The organism is Chromobacterium sp. CCUG 76385 (genome assembly GCF_059916625.1).
Map to the genome: position 1 here is coordinate 29,222 of NZ_JAUCGU010000006.1, position 18,400 is coordinate 47,621.

The window sequence follows — 18,400 nt, forward strand, 5'->3', positions numbered from 1 at the left end:
TTGTATTTAAAAAACAACATGGCGGCTTAATATAGCCGCCATGTTGTTCAAACCAACGCTCAAGCCAGCTTTTGACGCAGAATATCCTGCACCTGCGCCGGATTGGCCTTGCCCTTGGACGCCTTCATCACCTGGCCGGCCAGGGCGTTCAGCGCCTTTTCCTTGCCGGCGCGGAACTCTTCCACCGCTTTGGGATTGGCGGCGATGGCTTCTTCCACCATCTTCTCGATGGCGCCGACGTCGGACACCTGCTTCAAACCGTCGCGCTCGATGATCGCGTCAGCGTTCAGATCGCTGTCCCACAGCGCGTCGAACACCTGCTTGGCCAGCTTGCTGGACAGGGTGTTGTCGGCGATGCGCGCGATCAGGCCGGACAAGCGCTCGACCGAGATCGGGCAATCCGCGATGTCCATGCCGTCGCGGTTCAGGCGGGCGGCGATTTCGCCGTTGATCCAGTTGGCGGCCAGCTTGCCGTGGCCGGAAGCCTTGGCCACCGCCTCGAAATATTGCGCCTGCGCCAGGCTCCCGGTCAGCAGCGCCGCGTCGTAGGCCGACACGCCGTAGCTTTCCACGAAGCGGGCCTGCATCGCGTCCGGCAGCTCGGGCATCTCGTCCCGGATGCGGGCGATCTGCTCGTCGGAGATGCGCACCGGCAGCAGGTCCGGGTCCGGGAAGTAGCGGTAGTCGTGCGCGTCTTCCTTGCTGCGCATCATGCGGGTTTCGCCGGTATCCGGGTCGAACAGCACGGTGGCCTGCTGCACCTTGCCGCCGTCTTCCAAGGTGTCGATCTGCCACTGGATTTCGTACTTGGCGGCCTGCTCCAGGAAGCGGAAGGAGTTGAGGTTCTTGATCTCGCGCCGGGTGCCGAATTCCTTCTGGCCTTCCGGGCGCACCGACACGTTGACGTCCATGCGGAAGCTGCCTTCCTGCATATTGCCGTCGCAAATGCCCAGCCAGGTCACCAGGGAGTACAGCGCCTTGACGTAGGCCAGCGCCTCGTCGACCGAGCGCATGTCCGGCTCGGACACCACTTCCAAGAGCGGGGTGCCGGCACGGTTCAGATCGATGCCGGACAGGCCATGGAAGTCTTCATGCAAGCTCTTGCCGGCGTCTTCTTCCATGTGGGCGCGCGTCACGCCGATGATCTTTTCCTGATCGCCGACCAGAATCTTCAGCCGGCCGTGCTCGACGATAGGCAGTTCCATCTGGCTGATCTGATAGCCCTTGGGAAGGTCCGGGTAGAAGTAGTTCTTGCGGGCGAACACGTTCTTCTGGTTGATCTTGGCGTCCAGCGCCAAGCCCAGGCGAATGGCCTTGTCCACCACGGCGCGGTTCAGCACCGGCAGCACGCCGGGCAGCGCCAGCTCCACCGCGGAAGCCTGGGTGTTCGGTTCGGCGCCGAAGGCGGTGCTGGCGCCGGAGAAAATCTTGGAGGCGGTATTGAGCTGCACGTGCACCTCGATACCGATTACGACTTCCCATTTCATGGTTGGAAAATCCTTCAAAAACAATATTGGCCACGAAAAACACGAACGGCAAACTTCAGCAAATTCTGCTCCGTTCTCACATGATTTCGTGTCCTTTCGTGGATTTCGTGGCGAAATCGGTTGGAATTACAGCGCCGGCGCCTTGGCGTGCCAGTCAGTCGCCTGCTGGAACTGATGCGCCACGTTCAGCATCCTGGCTTCGGCAAAGTAGTTGCCGATGATCTGCAGGCCGATCGGGCGGCCGTTGGCGGCGAAGCCGGCCGGCACGCTCATGCCGGGCAGCCCGGCCAGGTTCACCGACAGCGTGTAGATGTCGGACAGATACATCTGCACCGGATCGGACGACAGCTGGCCCAGATCGAAGGCGGCGGTCGGCGCCACCGGCCCCAGGATCACGTCGCACTGCGCGAAGGCGGCCTTGAAGTCGTTGGCGATCAGGCGGCGGATTTTCTGCGCCTTGATGTAGTAGGCGTCGTAGTAGCCGTGGCTCAGCACGTAGCTGCCCACCAGGATGCGGCGCTTGACCTCGTCGCCGAAGCCTTCGGCGCGGGTTTTCTCATACATCTCCACCAGGTCCTTGTACTCCTTGGCGCGATGGCCGTAGCGGACGCCGTCGTAGCGCGACAGGTTGGTGGACGCCTCGGCCGGGGCGATCACGTAGTAGGCCGGGATGGACAGTTCGGTGTTCGGCAGGCTGATTTCCACCGCCTCGGCGCCCAGTTTCTTCAGCTCGCTCACGGCGTTATCGACCGCGCGGGCGACATCGGCGTCCAGGCCGGCGGCGAAGTACTCGCGCGGCAGGCCCACCCGCAAGCCGCGCAAGGGGTTGCCAAGCTCGCGGGTGTAGTCTTCCTTGGCGCGCTCCAGGCTGGTGGAGTCGCGCGCGTCGAAGCCGGCCATCACGTTCAGCATCAGCGCGCAGTCCTCCGCGGTCTGGGCGATCGGGCCGCCCTGGTCCAGCGAGGAGGCGAAGGCTACCATGCCATAGCGCGACACCACGCCATAAGTCGGCTTGATGCCGGTGACGCCGCAATGGCTGGCCGGCTGGCGGATGGAGCCGCCGGTGTCGGTGGCGGTGGCCGCCGGCGCCAGGCGCGCGGCGACGGCCGCGGCGGAGCCGCCGGAGCTGCCGCCCGGAATGGCATTCAGATCCCACGGGTTCTTCACTGCGCCGTAGAACGAGTTCTCATTGGACGAACCCATGGCGAACTCATCCATATTGGCGCGGCCCAATGTCACCATGCCGGCGGCGGCGCACTGCTCCACCACGTGGGCGCTGTAAGGCGAGACGAAGTTGTCCAGCATCTTGGAGCCGCAGCTGGTCTTCCAGCCTTCCTGGCAGAACAGGTCTTTGTGCAGCAGCGGCACACCGGTCAGCGGATGCGCGCGGCCGGCGGCAAGGCGCGCGTCGGCCGCCCGCGCCTCGGCCAAGGTTTTTTCGCGATCAACGGAGATGACGGCGTTGAGTTGCGGGTTCAGCGCCTCGATGCGATCCAGGTACTGGCTGGCCAGTTCCACACTGGAAACTTGCTTTGCCGCCAATTGTTGCGACAATTGCTTGAGAGTGGCTTGTGTCATTTCGATCAAAATCTTGCTATCCGGATAGTCGGGCCCGGTCGGCAGAATGGAGGGAACCATTGGCGCCGGGACGGCTCACAGGCTTACTCGATCACTTTGGGAACGAGGAACAAGCCTTTTTCCACTTGCGGGGCGACCGCCTGGAAACGTTCGCGCTGATTGGTTTCGGTGACCACGTCGTCGCGCAGGCGCAACGACACGTCCTGCGGGTGGGCCATAGGCTCGATGCCGTCGGTGTTCACCTCCTGCATCTTTTCGATCAGGCCGAAAATGTTGTTAAGCTGATCCGCCGTGGCGGCGATTTCCGCCTCGCTCACATCGATGCGGGCAAGCTTGGCGATCCGTGCGACATCCTGGTGCGTCAGCGACATGGCTTCCTCGTTAAAACCTTTAATATTTCAAGCTTTATAGGGTATCATACCCCGTTTGATTCTCCCAAGATCGACATTGCGCCACGACGCATTCCCCAGGCATTTTTCGCCGCAAGGAATCATGCGCCGGGGCGCAGAAAAAGCAGGCCTGCTACCGCCGCCCGGGACGTTTCGGACAAGCACCGCAAAGGCCAGCCGACCGGGCGTACCATCCGCCCGCATGACGAAGCCGATTGCAGTGGTTTCATGCCACGCCAAGGGGGCCGCAGCATGGGCCGACCACAGATGAACTGGATTTACCCGAACGCCGCCGGCGTTCGCCACTGACGAAAACTGACCAGGACCGCCCAATGTTTCGTTCGCTGACCGGATACTTTTCCAACGACCTCGCCATCGACCTTGGCACCGCCAATACCCTGATCTACATGCGCAGCAAGGGCATCGTGCTGGACGAGCCCTCGGTCGTCGCCATTCACAGCGACGCGCCGACCAACAAGAAATCCATCCTGGCCGTCGGCCTGGAAGCCAAGCGCATGCTGGGCCGCACCCCGGGCAGCATCCAGGCCATCCGCCCGATGAAGGACGGCGTGATCGCCGACTTCACCGTGACCGAACAGATGCTGAAGCAGTTCATCAAGAAGGTGAATCCGAACCGCTTCTTCGCCGCCAGCCCGCGCATCGTGATCTGCGTGCCCTGCGGCTCCACCCAGGTGGAGCGCAAGGCGATCCGCGACTCCGCGCTCGCCGCCGGCGCGCGCCGCGTCGAGCTGATCGAAGAACCGATGGCCGCTGCCATCGGCGCTGGCCTGCCGGTGGAAGAGCCGACCGGCTCCATGGTGGTGGACATCGGCGGCGGCACCACCGAAGTCGGCGTGATCTCCCTGGGCGGCGTGGTGTACTCCAACTCCGTGCGCGTGGGCGGCGACAAGTTCGATGAAGCCATCATCAACTACATCCGCCGCAACTACGGCATGCTGATCGGCGAAACCACCGCCGAGGAAATCAAGAAGACCATAGGCTCCGCCTTCCCGGGCGCCGAAGTGCGCGAGATGGAGGTCAAGGGCCGCAACCTGGCCGAAGGCATTCCGCGCGCCTTCACCGTATCGTCCAACGAAATCCTGGAAGCGCTGACCGAGCCGCTGAACCAGATCGTTTCCGCGGTCAAGATCGCGCTGGAACAAACGCCGCCGGAACTCGGCGCCGACATCGCCGAAAAAGGCATGGTGCTGACTGGCGGCGGCGCGCTGTTGAAGGACATCGACCGTCTGCTGGCCGAAGAAACCGGCCTGCCGGTGTTCGTGGCGGAAGAACCGCTGACCTGCGTGGTGCGCGGCTCCGGCAAGGCGCTGGAGAAAATGGATAAGATCGGCACCATTTTCACCAACGTGCCCTAAACTTCCACCAATACCACCGATAAAGCGAGCGAACCCCGCGCCGTCAAGGCGCGGCGGCTGTGCCCATGGATTTCGCCAACACCCCCAGCTTTTTCCGCTCCGGGCCGCCTGCGGGCGCGCGCCTGGCGATGAGCGTTGCCGCGTCCATCGTGCTGTTGATCGGCGACAGCCGTTACGGTTTGATGGAGCAGGCGCGCGAAGCGCTGTCGCTGGCGCTGTACCCGGTGCAGCGCGCCGTGAATCTGCCGGCGCAGGCCATGCGCCACGCCGGCGACTACCTGACTTCGCAAACCGAGCTGAAGCAGGAAAACACCGCGCTGCGCGCGCGCCAGATGCAGATGACGGCGCAGCTGAGCCGCTTGCAGACGCTGGAACGCGAGTTGAACGAACTGCGCCGGCTGAATGAAATCCGCAGCCAGCGCGACGACACCGCCCAGATCGCCGAGACGCTATACACCGGCCGCGACCCGTTCTCGTACAAGATCATCATCGACAAGGGCGCGGACGCCAAGCTGCTGCCCGGCCAGCCGGTGGTGGATTCGCGCGGCCTCTTGGGCCAGGTGACCCGCGTGCAGCCTTTGACCGCAGAGGTGACGCTGATCATCGACAAGAACCAGATGGTGCCGGTCATGGTGGAGCGCACCGGCGAGCGCGCCATCCTGTACGGCTACGGCGGCGGCGTGGAGCTGCGCTATCTGCCGCAGAGTTCGGACATCAAGGAAAACGACCGTATCGTCACCTCCGGCCTCGATGGGCTGTTCCCGGAAGGCATTCCGGTGGCGATGGTGACCAAGGTGGACCGCAATGCCGGCGCCGCCTTCACCCGCGTCAGCACCCAGCCGCTGGCCGGCGTGCAGCAGACCCGCTATGTGCTGGCCTTGCAAGCCAAGCAAACAGCGGCGCGGCCGGCGGAACCGCCGCCGCTGCCGGAGAAAAAGACCAAGGGCGGCAGAAAGTCCGCCGACGAGGAGTAAGCGCCGATGTCGTTGGACCGACCCAAGGAACTGCTCAAGCCGGTCAAGCGCCGCTTCATTTTCCTGACTTTCGTGATCGCCGTGCTGATCGAGCTGGTGCCGCTGCCGCACGGCAGCACGCGCTGGCTGCCGGATTTCATCGGCCTGCTGATTCTGTACTGGGTGATCAACCAGCCCCGCCGCGTCAGCATCGGCATCGCCTTCCTGATGGGCATCGTCGCCGACGTATCCACCGCGGGGCTGTTCGGCCAGCACGCGCTGGCTTACTCCATTACCGCCTTCCTCGCCATGAGCCGCCAGCGCCAGCTGGTGATGTTCAATCTGGGCCAACAGGCGCTGGTGGTGCTGGGCCTGATGTTCACCAACCAGCTCATCATGGTGGTGGTGAGAATGCTGACCGGCTCGGCCTTCGTCGGCTGGAGCTATTTCCTGCCGCCCTTGATCGGCGCGCTGCTGTGGCCGCTGCTGACCAAGCTGATGCTCGTACCTTACCGCCAACACTCGGCATGAAACCTGACTGATCCATGCGCCGCCCAACCCGCTTCAAGAACCCGCAGAACGACGAGGAGCAGTTCGAGCTGCGGCTGGTCATCGCCTACGCGCTGATCATATTGATGTTCCTGGTGCTGCTGTCGCGCTTCATCTGGCTGCAGGTGCTGCAGCACGATCACTTCTCCACGCTGGCGCAAAACAACCGCATTTCGCTGGTGCCCATCCTGCCCAATCGCGGCCTGATCCTGGACCGCAACGGCGTGGTGCTGGCGCAAAACTATTCGGCCTATACGCTGGAGCTGACGCCCAGCAAGATGCCGGACCTGGACGCCACCATCAACAAGCTGAAGACGCTGGCCGATGTCAGCCCACGCGACGAGAAGCTGTTCAAAAAGCTGCTGGCCGAGAGCAAGAACTTCGAATCCATCCCGCTGAAAGTCAAGCTGACCGATGCCGAAGCGGCCCGCGTGGCCTCCCACGCCTGGGAGCTGCCCGGCGTGGAAGTCAAGGCGCGGCTGTTCCGCGACTACCCGTACAAAGAGATGACCAGCCATGTGCTGGGTTATATCGGCCGCATCAACCAGAAGGACAAGGAGCGGCTGGACGACGAGGACAAGACCACCAACTACAAGGGCACCAACTACATCGGCAAGACCGGCCTGGAGGCGGTGTACGAGGATGATCTGCACGGCCAGGTGGGCTTCGAGGAAGTGGAAACCGACTCCGGCGGCCGCGCGGTGCGCACGCTGCGCCGCACGCCGCCGATCAACGGCAACACGCTGAAGCTGGCGCTGGATATCCGGCTGCAGGAAATGGCCGACAAGCTGTTCGGCGACCGCCGCGGCGCGCTGGTGGCGATCGACCCGAACACCGGCGGCGTGCTGGCCTTCCTGTCCAAACCGGGCTTCGATCCCAGCCTGTTCATCGACGGCATCGACAGCCAGACCTGGTCCTCGCTGAACACCGACTGGCAAAAGCCGCTGGTCAACCGCGCGCTGCGCGGCACCTATCCTCCGGGCTCCACCTTCAAGCCCTTCATGTCGATGGCGGCGCTGGTCACCCATAGCATAGGCATGCACGACATCCGCCCGGCGCCCGGCTATTTCACCCTGCCCGGCTCCAGCCACCAGTTCCGCGACAGCAAAAAAGGCGGCAACGGCATGGTCAACCTGCAGCGCGCCATCACCGTATCCAGCGACACCTTCTTCTACAAGCTGGCCTGGGACATGGGCATAGACAAGATCCACCCGGTGGTCGGATCGTTCGGTCTGGGCAGCAAGACCGGCATCGACCTGGACGGCGAGGCCAGCGGCGTGCTGCCGTCCAAGGAGTGGAAGGCCAAGCGCTTCGCCCGCTACAAGCCGGAAGTGCGGCGCTGGTATCCGGCCGACGTGGTCAGCGTCGGCATCGGCCAGGGCTTCAATTCCTACACCCCGCTGCAGATGGCCAACGCCACCGCCATCATGGCCAATAACGGCATCGCCTTCAAACCGCACCTGGTGCAGCAGATTGTCGACTCCAAGACCGGCGGCGTCAGGCTGATCGAACCAAAACCGATCAAGCAGCTGCCCTACCCGCAGGAATATTTCGACTACATCAAAGAAGGCATGCGCGGCGTGATGATCTCCGGCACCGGCGCCCGCGTCGGCATCGGCCTGCAATACTCCATGGCCGGCAAGACCGGCACCGCCCAGGTGGTGGCGATCAAGCAGGGCGCCAAATACAACGCCTCCGCGCTGGCCGAGCAATATCGCGACCACAGCTGGTTCATCGCCTTCGCCCCGGTGGAGAAACCGAAGATCGCGGTGGCCATCATCGTGGAGAACGCCGGCTTCGGCGCCGCCGCCGCCGCGCCGGTGGCGCGCGGCCTGTTCGACTTCTATCTCTTGGGCAAGGTGCCCAAAGACATGAATGGCCTGCTGAAGACCATCCCGCAGGAAAACGGAGACGTGAGTGAAGACGCCGCTGATTAAGCAAATCTGGCAGCAGATCAAGGAACCGCTGGACGGCTGGTTGATGCTGTTTCTGGGCCTGCTGTTCCTGGTCAGCATGGTGCTGCTGTATTCCGCCAACAATCAGTCCTTCGACAAGATCGACAACAAGCTGATCTATACCTTCATGGCGTTGACAGTGATGTGGCTGATCGCGCGGATGCGGCCGCAGAGCGTGATGAACTTCGCGCCGCCGATCTACGCGCTGGGGGTGCTGCTGCTGGTGGCGGTGCATTTCAAGGGCATCACCGTCAACGGCTCCACCCGCTGGCTCAGCCTGGGCGTCACCCGCATCCAGCCGTCGGAAATCCTGAAGATCGCGCTGCCGATGATGCTGGCCTGGTTCTTCCAGAAGAACGAACTGTCGCTGCGCTGGTGGCATTATCTGGTGGCCGCGGCGCTGATGCTGGTGCCGGTGGGCCTGGTGCTGAAGCAGCCCGACCTCGGCACCGCCTTATTGATCGCAGCCGCCGGCTTCTTCGTGCTGTTCTTCGCCGGCCTGCCGTGGAAGGTGATCCTGGGCGGCATCGTGCTGGCCGCCGCCAGCATGCCCCTGGTGTGGAACCACCTGCACGATTACCAGCGCAAGCGCGTGCTGACGCTGATCGACCCCACCACCGACCCGCTGGGCACCGGCTACCACATCATCCAGTCCATGATCGCCATCGGCTCCGGCGGGCCGTGGGGCAAGGGCTGGCTCAACGGCACGCAAACCCACCTCGACTACATCCCGGAACGCACCACCGACTTCATCTTCGCCGTGTACTCCGAAGAGTTCGGCCTGGCCGGCAACCTGGTGCTGCTCACGCTCTATCTGCTGATCTTGAGCCGCGCCATGATGATCACCGCCAGCGCGCAGACGCTGTACGGCCGGCTGATGGCAGGCTCCATCACCATGTCCTTCTTCGTCTACGCTTTCGTCAATATGGGCATGGTGTCCGGCATCTTGCCGGTGGTGGGTGTGCCCTTGCCCTTCATGTCCTACGGCGGCACCGCCACGGTGACGCTGTTCATCGGCATGGGCATGCTGATGGGCATCAGCAATCTGCGCAGGCTGTAAGCCACTGGCAAAAGTCCTGATCCTGCGTTGCGCCTCTTTGCCGTACTCAATGTACTGCCTGCGTCGGCGCGCCTTGGCTCAGGGCTTTCTCCAGCGGCTTGGCGTTGAACAAGCGCGGGTCCCCGCTTGCGCCGTCCGGCCTCAGCCGCCTTGCTGGTCTCTTAACTCCGCCTCCACGGCGTCAGTCGGCAGCGCGCTGTCCGGCAACGGCCGTCCGTGGCGATCGAATAGCCTGAGCTGGCGCGGCAGATCGTGCTCGTCGGCCAGCTTCACGCCGACGCCGAGCAGCCGCACCGGCCGCGCGCCGCGCGCGAAGCCGGTGCGCAGCAACTGGCCGAACACAGGCATCGACAAGGCCTGGCCCAGTTGCTCCACCGTGGTCTGGCTGAAATCGTCGAACTTCAGTTTGACCGACAAGCCCTTGAATTCCGGATTGCCGTTGCGCGCCAATCGGGCCTGCAGTCGCTCCACCAGCTCCGGCAGCTTGGACAGGCAACTGGGCAGATCCGGCAGGTCTTGGGCATAAGTCTCCTCCACGCTGATCGACTTGCGGCTGCGGTCCGGCGACACCGGCCGCTCGTCCACGCCATGCGCCATCGCCAGCAATTGTTCGCCGAAGCGGCCGAAATGGCGGAACAGGTCGGCCGGCGTCCAGCGCCGCAAATCGCCGCAGCTGTGGATGCCGAGCCTGTGCAAGCGCTCCGCCGTCACCTTGCCCACGCCATGCACTTTCTCCACCGGCAAGGCGGCGACAAAGGCGTCCACGTCCTGCGGCCGCACCAGGAATTGCCCGTCCGGCTTGTTCCAGTCGCTGGCCACTTTGGCCAGGAATTTGTTCGGCGCGATGCCGGCCGAGGCGGTGATGCCGACCTCGTCGCGGATCTGGCGGCGGATGGCCTCAGCCATCCGTGTGGCGCTGCCCTGCTCATGCGGCCGGCCGCTGACGTCCAGATATGCCTCATCCAGCGACAAGGGTTCGATCAGCTCGGTGTAACGCTGGTAGATGGCCATGATCTGCTGGCTGGCCAGGCGGTAGCGCGCCATGTCCGGCGGCAGGATCACCAGCTCCGGGCACAGCCGCAGCGCGCGCGCCGAGGCCATCGCAGAATGCACGCCGAAACGGCGCGCCACATAATTGCAGGTGGCCACCACGCCGCGCGTTTCAGGCCGCCCGCCGATGGCCAGCGGCACCTCGCGCAGGCTGGGATCGTCGCGCATTTCGATCGCGGCGTAGAAGCAGTCGCAATCGACATGGATGATCTTGCGCTGGATGGCGTTCATTGCAATAGGGTTCTCAGGCGGGGCGATCGCTATGGCCCAGCGGCTTGTCCGGGGCGATGCGATCGCGCAGCCGCTGCTTCAGCAGCTTCAGTTCCGGGAAGCCGTCGTCCTGCTTGCGGTCCCACAGGCACTCGCCGTCTACCTCGACGCGGAACACCCCGCCGCTGCCGGGGCGCAGGGCGACTTCGGACACTTCTTTTTCAAACGTGGTCAGCAGTTCCTGGGCCAGCCAGCCTGCGCGCAACAGCCAACGGCAGCCGGTGCAGTAATGGATGACGACTCGGGGAAGAAGGGCGGGAGTGGCGGAATCAGACATGGCGGGAAGGCGACGAGACAAAACGACAGCATAACGCAGAAAAATGGCGCCGGCCCCCTGTCTTAATTTGTTTTCGGGTGCATGGCACCCGCTCCTCCATCATTCTCTTTTGTATTGGCAGACTTGGCGCAAAACCAGTTTCGGGAGCCGGCGGCCAGGGTAAAGTCTTGTTCAAAACTCGTCGCAGAACCGAGTGTGCCCAGTCGCAATCTGACTGTAAAGCGAGCGCTAAGCATATAATTCATTGCTGCAAAGCAATATGTAACTTCGGCGCAACGAAACCCGATACGCATAAAAAACAGCAGCTTGCCCGATTATCCGAAGCAAGCTGCCGTTCACCGAGATCTGGCCGGAATGGTCCGGCCGCAAGACTCAGTGGCTATGTTCCGCGGCCGCGCCGCCATCCTGCACGACGACATCCACTTTCACGCTGCCGGCCTTCTCGAACTTCAGCGTCAGCGGGAAATGATCGCCGGCCTTCAGCGGCTGTTTCAGGCCCATCAGCATCACATGGTAGCTGCCCGGGGCGAACTTGACGGTTTTGCCCGGCGCCAGCTCCACGCTGTCCACTTTGCGCATCCGCATCACGCCGTTGTCGTTGACGTGGGTGTGCAGTTCGGCGGTTTCCGCGCGCGGCGTGCTGGCCGAAACCAGCTTGTCGGTCTCCTTGCCCTGGTTTTCCAGAGACAGGTACACGCTGCCGGTGGCGCTGGTTTCCGGCATCGCGCGGCTCCACGGATGGCCGATGTGGATGGAGCCGAGCTGGAAGGAATGGGCGGCAACCAGACCGGACAGGCACATGCCCAACAGGGCGGCGGCAAAACGTTTCATCGCGGACTCCATGAAATGATCGAAAATGCCCTCGACTGTACCATCGCGCACCCGCCGCGGGGCGCGACAAAATGTCGCAGCCCGTCGCCGATGCAACACCTATTCATGCCATCGTTTTAAAGCGTGTCCGCGCGCTACCCGCTGGCCGCGGAACCCTCTACAATCGCATGGCTTCTCCATCGGCCCTGCATCATGTTCAAAACGTTGTCGCTGCAATTCCTGTTTGGCGGTCTGCTCAGTCTGATCACCATCACCAATCCCTTGTCCAAGATTCCGCTGTTCATCACGCTGACGCGCGAAATGAGCGACTCGCACCGCGACTCGCAAGCCAAGCGCGCCTGCGTGTTCGCCGCAGCCATCATGGCTGTGAGCCTGTTGGCCGGCAACCTGATCATGGCGGCTTTCGGCATCTCATATGGCGCGCTGCGCATTGCCGGCGGCTTCGTGGTGGCGGTGCTGGGCTACCGCATGCTGTTCCTGTCGCAAGACCCGGGCCAGGCGCCCAAGCAGTCCGGCGAGCGCGAGGACTATGCCTTCTTCCCGCTGGCCATGCCCGGCATCAGCGGCCCCGGCACCATCGCGGTGGTGATCGGCATTTCCACCGAAATCGCCGAACTGTCCACCTTGCCAGCCAAGGCCATCGCCTTTTTCATGACCTTCGCCGCCATCGGCTTGACCTGCGTCGGCATGTGGCTGACGCTGAAGTCGTCCTTGCTGATCTCGGAGCGGCTGGGGCGCGGCGGCCGCGAAGTGATGACCCGGCTGATGGGCTTCTTGCTGATCTGCATCGGGGTACAGTTCGTCGGCTCCGGCATCCGCACCTTCATGGCGGGTTCTTGAAACGCCATCGCCTGATTTGCACAGCTACAAGTTGTATACCAGCACCACCCCGATCAGCAGTGGTGCCAACCAGCGGCAACTCAAGCGCATCAGCGCCTCCGCCCACGCCGATAGCCGCAGCTGATCGCTGACTGCCGGCCATGCCACCCGACCGGCAAACAAGGCGGTGCCGATGCACCCCAGCGGCAACAAGATATTGCAGGCGGCATAGTCCATCAGCTCGAAGATATTGCGGCCAAACAGCTTGCAATCGGCCAGCGGGCCAAAGGACAAGGCCGCCGGCACGCCGGCCAGAAACACCAGCGCAGTGACGGCGAGGGTGGCCTTGCGGCGGCCGACGCCGAATTCGTCGATAGGCAGAATCACCACCACTTCCAGCAACGACACCGCAGAAGTCAGCGCCGCCATCAACAGCAGAATGAAGAAAACAATGGCGAACAGCTGGCCATAAGGCAGATGGTTGAACACCACCGGCATCACCATATAGGTCAGGCCGGGCCCGGCCTGCGGGTCCAGGCCAAAAGCGTAGATCGCCGGGAAAATCATCAATCCGGCCAGCACTGAAGTCAGCGCGGTCAATCCGGTGACCCACAGCGCCGAATTGCCCAGCCGCGTGCCCTGACCCAGATACGAACCGTAAGCCAGCATGCAGCCGGCGCCGACCGACAGCGAGAAGCAGGCCAGCCCCAGCGCCTCCACCAGCATGGCCGGCGTCAGCCTGGAAAAATCGGGGCGAAACAGCGCCTCCACCCCGGCCAAGGCGCCGGGCAGCGTCAGCGCGCGCGCGATCAGCCCCAACATCAGCAGAAACAGCAGCGGCATCAACACCTTGCCCGCGCGCTCTATGCCCTTCTGCACCCCGCCCACCACCACCAGCAAGGTCAGTCCGGCGAACAGCGCATGGGTGAGCAAGGCCTCGGCCGGGTTGCCGACGTACTGGCCAAACAGCTGGCCCAGCGCCGACATATCATCGCTCATCACCCGGCCATCCACGGCGCGCAGCAGATAACCCAGGGTCCAGCCGCCCACCACGCTGTAGAAGGCGAACACCAGGAAGCAGCACAATACGCCGCTGTAGCCCAGCAGCTTCCAGCGGCGCGAACCCAGCCGGGAGAACGCGCCCACGGCGCCGCAACCGGCGGCGCGGCCGATGGCCAGCTCGGCCTGCAGCAACGCCAGGCCCAAGGTAAAGGTAAATGCCAGATACGCCAGCAAGAAAGCGCCGCCGCCATTCATCGCGGTGACGTAAGGAAACTTCCAGATCGAGCCTAAACCGACGGTGGCGCCGGCCGAAGCCAGAATGAAACCGAGGCGGGAACCCCACTGCGTGCGCTGCATGAATACTCCTGAACTAGCTGAAGCTGCCGCCGCGCGGGGTGAGACTGGATACAACAAGGCCGCCCTGTGCGGCGGCCCGGAACAACAAACGACAACTCCCCTGGCGCGCCGATTAGCTGCGCCACCACCAGTTGCGGTTGAAGGAGGGAGTGGGTTTCGTTTGCATCATTTTCACAGCATGCCGGTTTTGACGACGCCTCGTCAAGCCCGGCATGCCCTTCAACAATCAGGCGTTCTCGCTGGCAAGACGGGCATCGGCGCCGGATTTGCCCTTCAAGCGGAAGCCCGCCCACAGCAGGCCCAGCCACACCGGCAGCACGTAAACCGATACCGCCATGCCCGGCGTGAACAACAAGATGCCGAGGATCATCACCATGAACACCAGGCACACCCAGTTGGAAACCGGATGCCACAGCGACGGGAACACCATTTTCAGGCCGGCCTTGGCGCGGCGGAACTTCAGATGGGTCAGGCTGATCATCGCCCAGTTGGTCACCAGCGCGGCCACCACCAGCGACATCAGCAAGCCCAGCGCCTCGCCCGGCAGCAGGTAGTTCAGCAGCACGCAGGCCACGGTGGCCAGTGCGGAGAACAAGGTGGCGTTGACCGGCACGCCGCGCTTGTCCAGTTTCTTCAGCGCGCGCGGCGCGTTGCCCTGCTCGGCCAGGCCGAACAGCATGCGGCTGGTGGCGTAGACGCAGCTGTTGTAGACCGACAGCGCGGCGGTCAGCACCACGAAGTTCAGCGCGTGCGCGGTAAAGCCGGCGCCGATCTGCTGGAAAATCATCACGAAGGGGCTGCCGCCGGCGGCGACTTTGTTCCACGGATACAGCGACAGCAGCACCACCAGCGAGCCGATGTAGAAAATCAGGATGCGGTAGATCACCTGATTCACCGCCTTGGGGATGGTTTTCTGCGGGTCGGCCGCCTCGGCCGCGGTCATGCCGATCAGCTCCAGTCCGCCAAACGAGAACATGATCACCGCCATCACCATGAACAGGCCGCCGAAACCATGCGGGAAAAAGCCGCCGTCATTCCACAGATTGCTGACCGAGGCCTGCGGGCCGCCGGTGCCGGACAGCAGCAGGTAGCTGCCGAACAGAATCATGCCGATCACCGCCGCCACCTTGATCAGCGCGAACCAGAACTCGGTCTCGCCGTAGGATTTGACGTTGGCCAGGTTGATGGCGTTGATGCAGACGAAGCACACCAGCGCGGTCAGCCAGGTCGGCACATGCGGCCACCAGTACTGGACGTAGGCGCCCACCGCCGTCAACTCGGCCATGCTGACCAGCACGTACAGCACCCAGTAGTTCCAGCCGGACAGGAAGCCGGCGAAATTGCCCCAGTAGCGGTAGGCGAAATGGCTGAAGGAGCCGGCCACCGGCTCTTCCGCCACCATCTCGCCCAATTGGCGCATGATCAAAAAGGCGATGAAGCCGGCGATGGCATAGCCGAGGATCATCGAGGGCCCGGCGGCCTTCAGCACGCTGGCCGAGCCGAGAAACAGGCCGGTGCCGACCGCGCCGCCCAGCGCGATCAACTGTATATGGCGGTTTTTCAGCTGGCGCTGCAAACCGGTATCAACTTCGCTCACTTGTATTCTCCTGAGGTGCAGGCGGCGGGCCGCCTGTAAGGTGCAATGTGCATCTAACCACCTGCCGGGCGCACCGTCAAACCGCTGGATACAATATATATGCTCACATTATGATAAATGGTTGCATTTTAGAAATTAAAAACCATTTAATATGGCTTTTTTTGACATAAATTGCCAATAATTGCGCATCACGCTGCGAATTCCCCAACCAACGCCCTGGCGGCCCCGCCGCTAACGTTTCGTTACCCGTGGTGACAAATGCTGTACACAGTTCTTGCAACTGCCAACCGATAATCGCGTCCAAGCCATATGTGACCGCAGCGTCACTTCAGGGAGAGAATAATGAAACAGTCCGTACTCATCGCCAGCGTGCTGGGCGGCGGCATCGCGCTGGGTGCCATCGGCGTCGCCGGCATCCAGGCACTGAAACCGTCCAAACCGGAGACCGTCGCCGCGGCCAGCGCGCCGCTGGCCCAGGCATCAGCCCCGGCCGTTCAGGCGCTGCCGCCAAGCACGGCCTCGTCCACGGTGGCTCAGGCGGCCGCCGTAGCGGCCCCGGCCGCGGCAGTAGTGGCCGCCGCGCCGAAACCCGCGCCCAAGCCGGTCCATGCCAACCACGCCAAGATACTGGCTGTGACCCCGATCAAGGAAACGGTGAGCGAGCCGAAGCAGGTTTGCCATCAGGAGCAAGTCGTCCACCAGGCGCCGGTACAGGACAATAACCGCATCGCCGGCTCGGTGATCGGCGGCGTGGTCGGCGGCCTGCTCGGCAACCAGGTCGGCGGCGGCAACGGCAAGAAGGCCGCCACCGTGCTGGGCGCGCTGGCCGGCGGCCTGGCCGGCAACAAGGTGCAGGAAGGCATGCAGGAGCGCGACCAGGTGGCCAGCACCCGGACCATCTGCAACACCGAGAACGTGGACAAGGAAAAAGTCGTCGGCTACGACGTGCGCTACTCGCTGGACGGCAAGACCGGCACCGTGCGCATGGACCAGAAGCCGGAAGGCAAGACCCTGCCAGCCAAGGACGGCAAGCTGCTGATCTGATCCAACTGACAGTAGCCCGAAAAGAACAAGGCCCGGAAACCGGGCCTTGTTCTTTTATTCACGCAACCTGACGCGGCGCCTCGACTCGCATGCGCTGGCGCGCCGCCACCTCTTCCGCCGCCTCCGGCGGGCCGAACAGCGACACCAGCCGGTCGCGCCAGTTATCCGCCCGCCTGGCCTCCGCCAGCATGTCGCGCCACTCCACCACGCTGACCCACAGCGGATTGAAGCTGCTCACCGGCTTCACCGTGCCATATTCGCAGGGATCGCTGTCCCGCTCCTCGACGAAGGTGCCGAACAGCCTGTCCCAGATCACCAGCACCCCAGCATAGTTGTGGTCGATGTAACGCGGGTTCTTCGCATGGTGGGTACGGTGGATGGATGGCGTGTTGAAGACGTATTCGAGCCAGCCCAGCTTGGGCACGATCTGGGTATGCACAAAGAACTGGAAGGCGAGATTCAGCAACACCACCGCCACGACCTGTTGCGGCGGAAAGCCGAGCCAGGCCAGCGGCAGCCAGAATGCCCACATGCCGGCCACCGGATACATCAGGCTCTGGCGGAAGGCGGTGGTGAAATTCATGCGCGTGGAGCTGTGGTGCACGCTGTGCGCCGCCCACAGCCAACGCACGCGGTGGCTGACGCGGTGGAACCAGTAGTACAGAAAGTCCTGGCCGAGAAACAGCAGGAAGAAGCTCAGATAGCTGTCGGCAAAATCGAACAGCCGGTGCTGCTGGTAAATCCAGCCATATAAAGGCAGCACGAACATCCAGGCCAGCTTGTCGGCGCCTTGGTGCAGCAAGCCCAGCCCCGCGCAGCAGGCCGAATCGCGCCAGTCGTACACGGACAACCGCCCCTGACGCCGCAGCCGCAACAGCTCCCAGGCGACAAAAAGCAGAAAGACCGGCACCAGCGCCAGCAGTATCAGTTCCACCGGAAATTTCATCGACTCTTCCCCTTGCCAGACAAAGCAAACACTTGATTGGAGTTTAGGCTCTATCCAGCAAGGGCTGTCAACCGCCATGTCATGGCATCCAGGCAGGATCCGCTGACTGTGGCGCGAAAACCATAGTCAGGCTATTCGCGCCTGGCCATATAGGCCGCCAACGCGGCGTCGCGGTCCGCCCATACGCGAGCCACGCTGGGCCGCTGTCCCAAGCGCTGCAGATAATCGGCGCAACCGGACAGCCGCAGCGTCATGTCCTCGCCGAGGAAAGTCTGGCTCAAGCGTCCCACCGTCGGCAGGATGCCGGCGGCGCTGAGATCGGCGAAGCTGAAGTCCTCGCCGGCCAGCCACGGCGCCTGCCGCGCCAGCTGCGCCACCGCGCTGATGCCGCGCGCCAGGGCCTGGCGTATTTCCTCCGCCTGCTCCGCGCTAGGCTGGCTGCCTTTCATCATGTGGCCGATCAACGGGGCCGCCGGCCGCATCACATAAAGCTCCAACATGGTCATCAGCTCGCGCGCCAGCGCGCGGCCATTCGGCGTCGGCGGCAGCAGCGAAGCGGTGGGATACGCATCCTCCAGCCACTCCAGGATCACCGTCGATTCGGCCAGCGGGTGGCCGTTGATCTCCACAAACGGAATCTTGCCCATCGGGCTCTTTTCCAGCAGCCAGTCCTCCTGCGAGGGCGGGGTCAGCACCTCCTGGAAATTCACGCCCTTCTCCAGCAAGGCGATCTTCACCTTGTTGTAGTACGGCGACAAAGACAATCCGTGCAGTTTGATCATGCCATCTCCAAAAGAACATTGGGAAAGCGGCGGGGCGGAATGCTGCCCGCCCCGCCGCAACTTGCGACATCATCGCAG

General features: G+C 63.3%; 17 protein-coding genes. 7 read left to right on the forward strand and 10 right to left on the reverse strand.

Annotated features, from left to right (window positions below):
• Positions 1-59 precede the first annotated feature (59 nt).
• From gatB to gatC, 3 genes are all read right to left on the reverse strand, one after another.
• Positions 60-1,487 carry an Asp-tRNA(Asn)/Glu-tRNA(Gln) amidotransferase subunit GatB gene (gene gatB / locus QUG01_RS06230; protein ID WP_500829373.1) on the reverse strand — a complete coding sequence of 476 codons (1,428 nt, stop codon included), beginning with the start codon at positions 1,485-1,487 and terminating at the stop codon, positions 60-62.
• A gap of 126 nt (positions 1,488-1,613) precedes the next feature.
• Positions 1,614-3,065, reverse strand: coding sequence for an Asp-tRNA(Asn)/Glu-tRNA(Gln) amidotransferase subunit GatA (gatA, locus tag QUG01_RS06235; RefSeq protein WP_500829374.1), 1,452 nt, complete (start codon positions 3,063-3,065; stop codon positions 1,614-1,616).
• Positions 3,066-3,148: 83 nt separating this feature from the next.
• A complete protein-coding gene (gatC, locus tag QUG01_RS06240) occupies positions 3,149-3,436 on the reverse strand; it encodes an Asp-tRNA(Asn)/Glu-tRNA(Gln) amidotransferase subunit GatC (RefSeq protein ID WP_103321789.1) in 288 nt (95 codons plus the stop codon).
• Between the two features lie 350 nt (positions 3,437-3,786).
• Between gatC and QUG01_RS06245 the strand changes: the two genes are divergently transcribed.
• From QUG01_RS06245 to rodA, 5 genes are all read left to right on the forward strand, one after another.
• On the forward strand, positions 3,787-4,830 hold the full coding sequence (locus QUG01_RS06245; protein WP_043623769.1) for a rod shape-determining protein: 1,044 nt from the start codon (positions 3,787-3,789) through the stop codon (positions 4,828-4,830).
• A gap of 65 nt (positions 4,831-4,895) precedes the next feature.
• Positions 4,896-5,804: a rod shape-determining protein MreC gene (mreC, locus tag QUG01_RS06250; RefSeq protein ID WP_500829375.1), complete on the forward strand. Its 909-nt coding sequence runs from the start codon at positions 4,896-4,898 to the stop codon at positions 5,802-5,804.
• A gap of 6 nt (positions 5,805-5,810) precedes the next feature.
• Positions 5,811-6,314: a rod shape-determining protein MreD gene (gene mreD / locus QUG01_RS06255; protein ID WP_043623764.1), complete on the forward strand. Its 504-nt coding sequence runs from the start codon at positions 5,811-5,813 to the stop codon at positions 6,312-6,314.
• Positions 6,315-6,328: 14 nt separating this feature from the next.
• Positions 6,329-8,269, forward strand: coding sequence for a penicillin-binding protein 2 (mrdA, locus tag QUG01_RS06260; protein ID WP_500829376.1), 1,941 nt, complete (start codon positions 6,329-6,331; stop codon positions 8,267-8,269).
• Positions 8,250-9,347 carry a rod shape-determining protein RodA gene (gene rodA / locus QUG01_RS06265; protein WP_103321792.1) on the forward strand — a complete coding sequence of 366 codons (1,098 nt, stop codon included), beginning with the start codon at positions 8,250-8,252 and terminating at the stop codon, positions 9,345-9,347. Before mrdA ends, rodA begins: the two co-directional genes overlap by 20 nt.
• A gap of 141 nt (positions 9,348-9,488) precedes the next feature.
• Here the strand turns inward: rodA and dinB are convergent, their stop codons facing one another.
• The 3 genes from dinB to QUG01_RS06280 all read right to left on the reverse strand — a co-directional run bounded on the left by dinB (position 9,489) and on the right by QUG01_RS06280 (position 11,775).
• Positions 9,489-10,628: a DNA polymerase IV gene (gene dinB / locus QUG01_RS06270; RefSeq protein ID WP_500829377.1), complete on the reverse strand. Its 1,140-nt coding sequence runs from the start codon at positions 10,626-10,628 to the stop codon at positions 9,489-9,491.
• Positions 10,629-10,641: 13 nt separating this feature from the next.
• Entirely contained in the window at positions 10,642-10,944 is a 303-nt protein-coding gene (locus QUG01_RS06275) for an Rdx family protein (RefSeq protein ID WP_500829378.1), read from the reverse strand.
• Positions 10,945-11,316: 372 nt separating this feature from the next.
• Positions 11,317-11,775 (reverse strand): copper chaperone PCu(A)C, encoded by a 459-nt coding sequence (locus QUG01_RS06280; RefSeq protein ID WP_500829379.1) that lies wholly within the window; start codon positions 11,773-11,775, stop codon positions 11,317-11,319.
• Between the two features lie 192 nt (positions 11,776-11,967).
• On the opposite strand from QUG01_RS06280, the gene QUG01_RS06285 reads away from it, so the two are divergent.
• On the forward strand, positions 11,968-12,615 hold the full coding sequence (locus tag QUG01_RS06285; RefSeq protein WP_043623749.1) for a MarC family NAAT transporter: 648 nt from the start codon (positions 11,968-11,970) through the stop codon (positions 12,613-12,615).
• Positions 12,616-12,639: 24 nt separating this feature from the next.
• Here the strand turns inward: QUG01_RS06285 and QUG01_RS06290 are convergent, their stop codons facing one another.
• Together QUG01_RS06290 and QUG01_RS06295 are read right to left on the reverse strand one after the other, a co-directional pair.
• Positions 12,640-13,953 (reverse strand): sodium-dependent transporter, encoded by a 1,314-nt coding sequence (locus QUG01_RS06290; RefSeq protein WP_500829380.1) that lies wholly within the window; start codon positions 13,951-13,953, stop codon positions 12,640-12,642.
• 226 nt (positions 13,954-14,179) lie between these two features.
• Positions 14,180-15,550 carry an amino acid permease gene (locus QUG01_RS06295; RefSeq protein WP_500829381.1) on the reverse strand — a complete coding sequence of 457 codons (1,371 nt, stop codon included), beginning with the start codon at positions 15,548-15,550 and terminating at the stop codon, positions 14,180-14,182.
• A gap of 342 nt (positions 15,551-15,892) precedes the next feature.
• Between QUG01_RS06295 and QUG01_RS06300 the strand changes: the two genes are divergently transcribed.
• Positions 15,893-16,594 (forward strand): glycine zipper 2TM domain-containing protein, encoded by a 702-nt coding sequence (locus tag QUG01_RS06300; RefSeq protein WP_500829382.1) that lies wholly within the window; start codon positions 15,893-15,895, stop codon positions 16,592-16,594.
• Positions 16,595-16,652: 58 nt separating this feature from the next.
• On the opposite strand, the gene QUG01_RS06305 is transcribed toward QUG01_RS06300, so the two are convergent.
• Together QUG01_RS06305 and QUG01_RS06310 are read right to left on the reverse strand one after the other, a co-directional pair.
• Positions 16,653-17,540, reverse strand: coding sequence for a sterol desaturase family protein (locus QUG01_RS06305; protein WP_500829383.1), 888 nt, complete (start codon positions 17,538-17,540; stop codon positions 16,653-16,655).
• Positions 17,541-17,671: 131 nt separating this feature from the next.
• Positions 17,672-18,322: a glutathione S-transferase family protein gene (locus QUG01_RS06310; RefSeq protein ID WP_043627445.1), complete on the reverse strand. Its 651-nt coding sequence runs from the start codon at positions 18,320-18,322 to the stop codon at positions 17,672-17,674.
• Positions 18,323-18,400 lie beyond the last annotated feature (78 nt).

Bases quoted from the DNA above. Each gene is read 5' to 3' on its own strand.
- gatB (WP_500829373.1), bottom strand. From the start codon at position 1,487: ATGAAATGGGAAGTCGTAATCGGTATCGAGGTGCACGTGCAGCTCAAT.
- gatA (WP_500829374.1), bottom strand. From the start codon at position 3,065: ATGACACAAGCCACTCTCAAGCAATTGTCGCAACAATTGGCGGCAAAG.
- gatC (WP_103321789.1), bottom strand. From the start codon at position 3,436: ATGTCGCTGACGCACCAGGATGTCGCACGGATCGCCAAGCTTGCCCGC.
- QUG01_RS06245 (WP_043623769.1), top strand. From the start codon at position 3,787: ATGTTTCGTTCGCTGACCGGATACTTTTCCAACGACCTCGCCATCGAC.
- mreC (WP_500829375.1), top strand. From the start codon at position 4,896: ATGGATTTCGCCAACACCCCCAGCTTTTTCCGCTCCGGGCCGCCTGCG.
- mreD (WP_043623764.1), top strand. From the start codon at position 5,811: ATGTCGTTGGACCGACCCAAGGAACTGCTCAAGCCGGTCAAGCGCCGC.
- mrdA (WP_500829376.1), top strand. From the start codon at position 6,329: ATGCGCCGCCCAACCCGCTTCAAGAACCCGCAGAACGACGAGGAGCAG.
- dinB (WP_500829377.1), bottom strand. From the start codon at position 10,628: ATGAACGCCATCCAGCGCAAGATCATCCATGTCGATTGCGACTGCTTC.
- QUG01_RS06275 (WP_500829378.1), bottom strand. From the start codon at position 10,944: ATGTCTGATTCCGCCACTCCCGCCCTTCTTCCCCGAGTCGTCATCCAT.
- QUG01_RS06280 (WP_500829379.1), bottom strand. From the start codon at position 11,775: ATGAAACGTTTTGCCGCCGCCCTGTTGGGCATGTGCCTGTCCGGTCTG.
- QUG01_RS06285 (WP_043623749.1), top strand. From the start codon at position 11,968: ATGTTCAAAACGTTGTCGCTGCAATTCCTGTTTGGCGGTCTGCTCAGT.
- QUG01_RS06290 (WP_500829380.1), bottom strand. From the start codon at position 13,953: ATGCAGCGCACGCAGTGGGGTTCCCGCCTCGGTTTCATTCTGGCTTCG.
- QUG01_RS06300 (WP_500829382.1), top strand. From the start codon at position 15,893: ATGAAACAGTCCGTACTCATCGCCAGCGTGCTGGGCGGCGGCATCGCG.
- QUG01_RS06305 (WP_500829383.1), bottom strand. From the start codon at position 17,540: ATGAAATTTCCGGTGGAACTGATACTGCTGGCGCTGGTGCCGGTCTTT.
- QUG01_RS06310 (WP_043627445.1), bottom strand. From the start codon at position 18,322: ATGATCAAACTGCACGGATTGTCTTTGTCGCCGTACTACAACAAGGTG.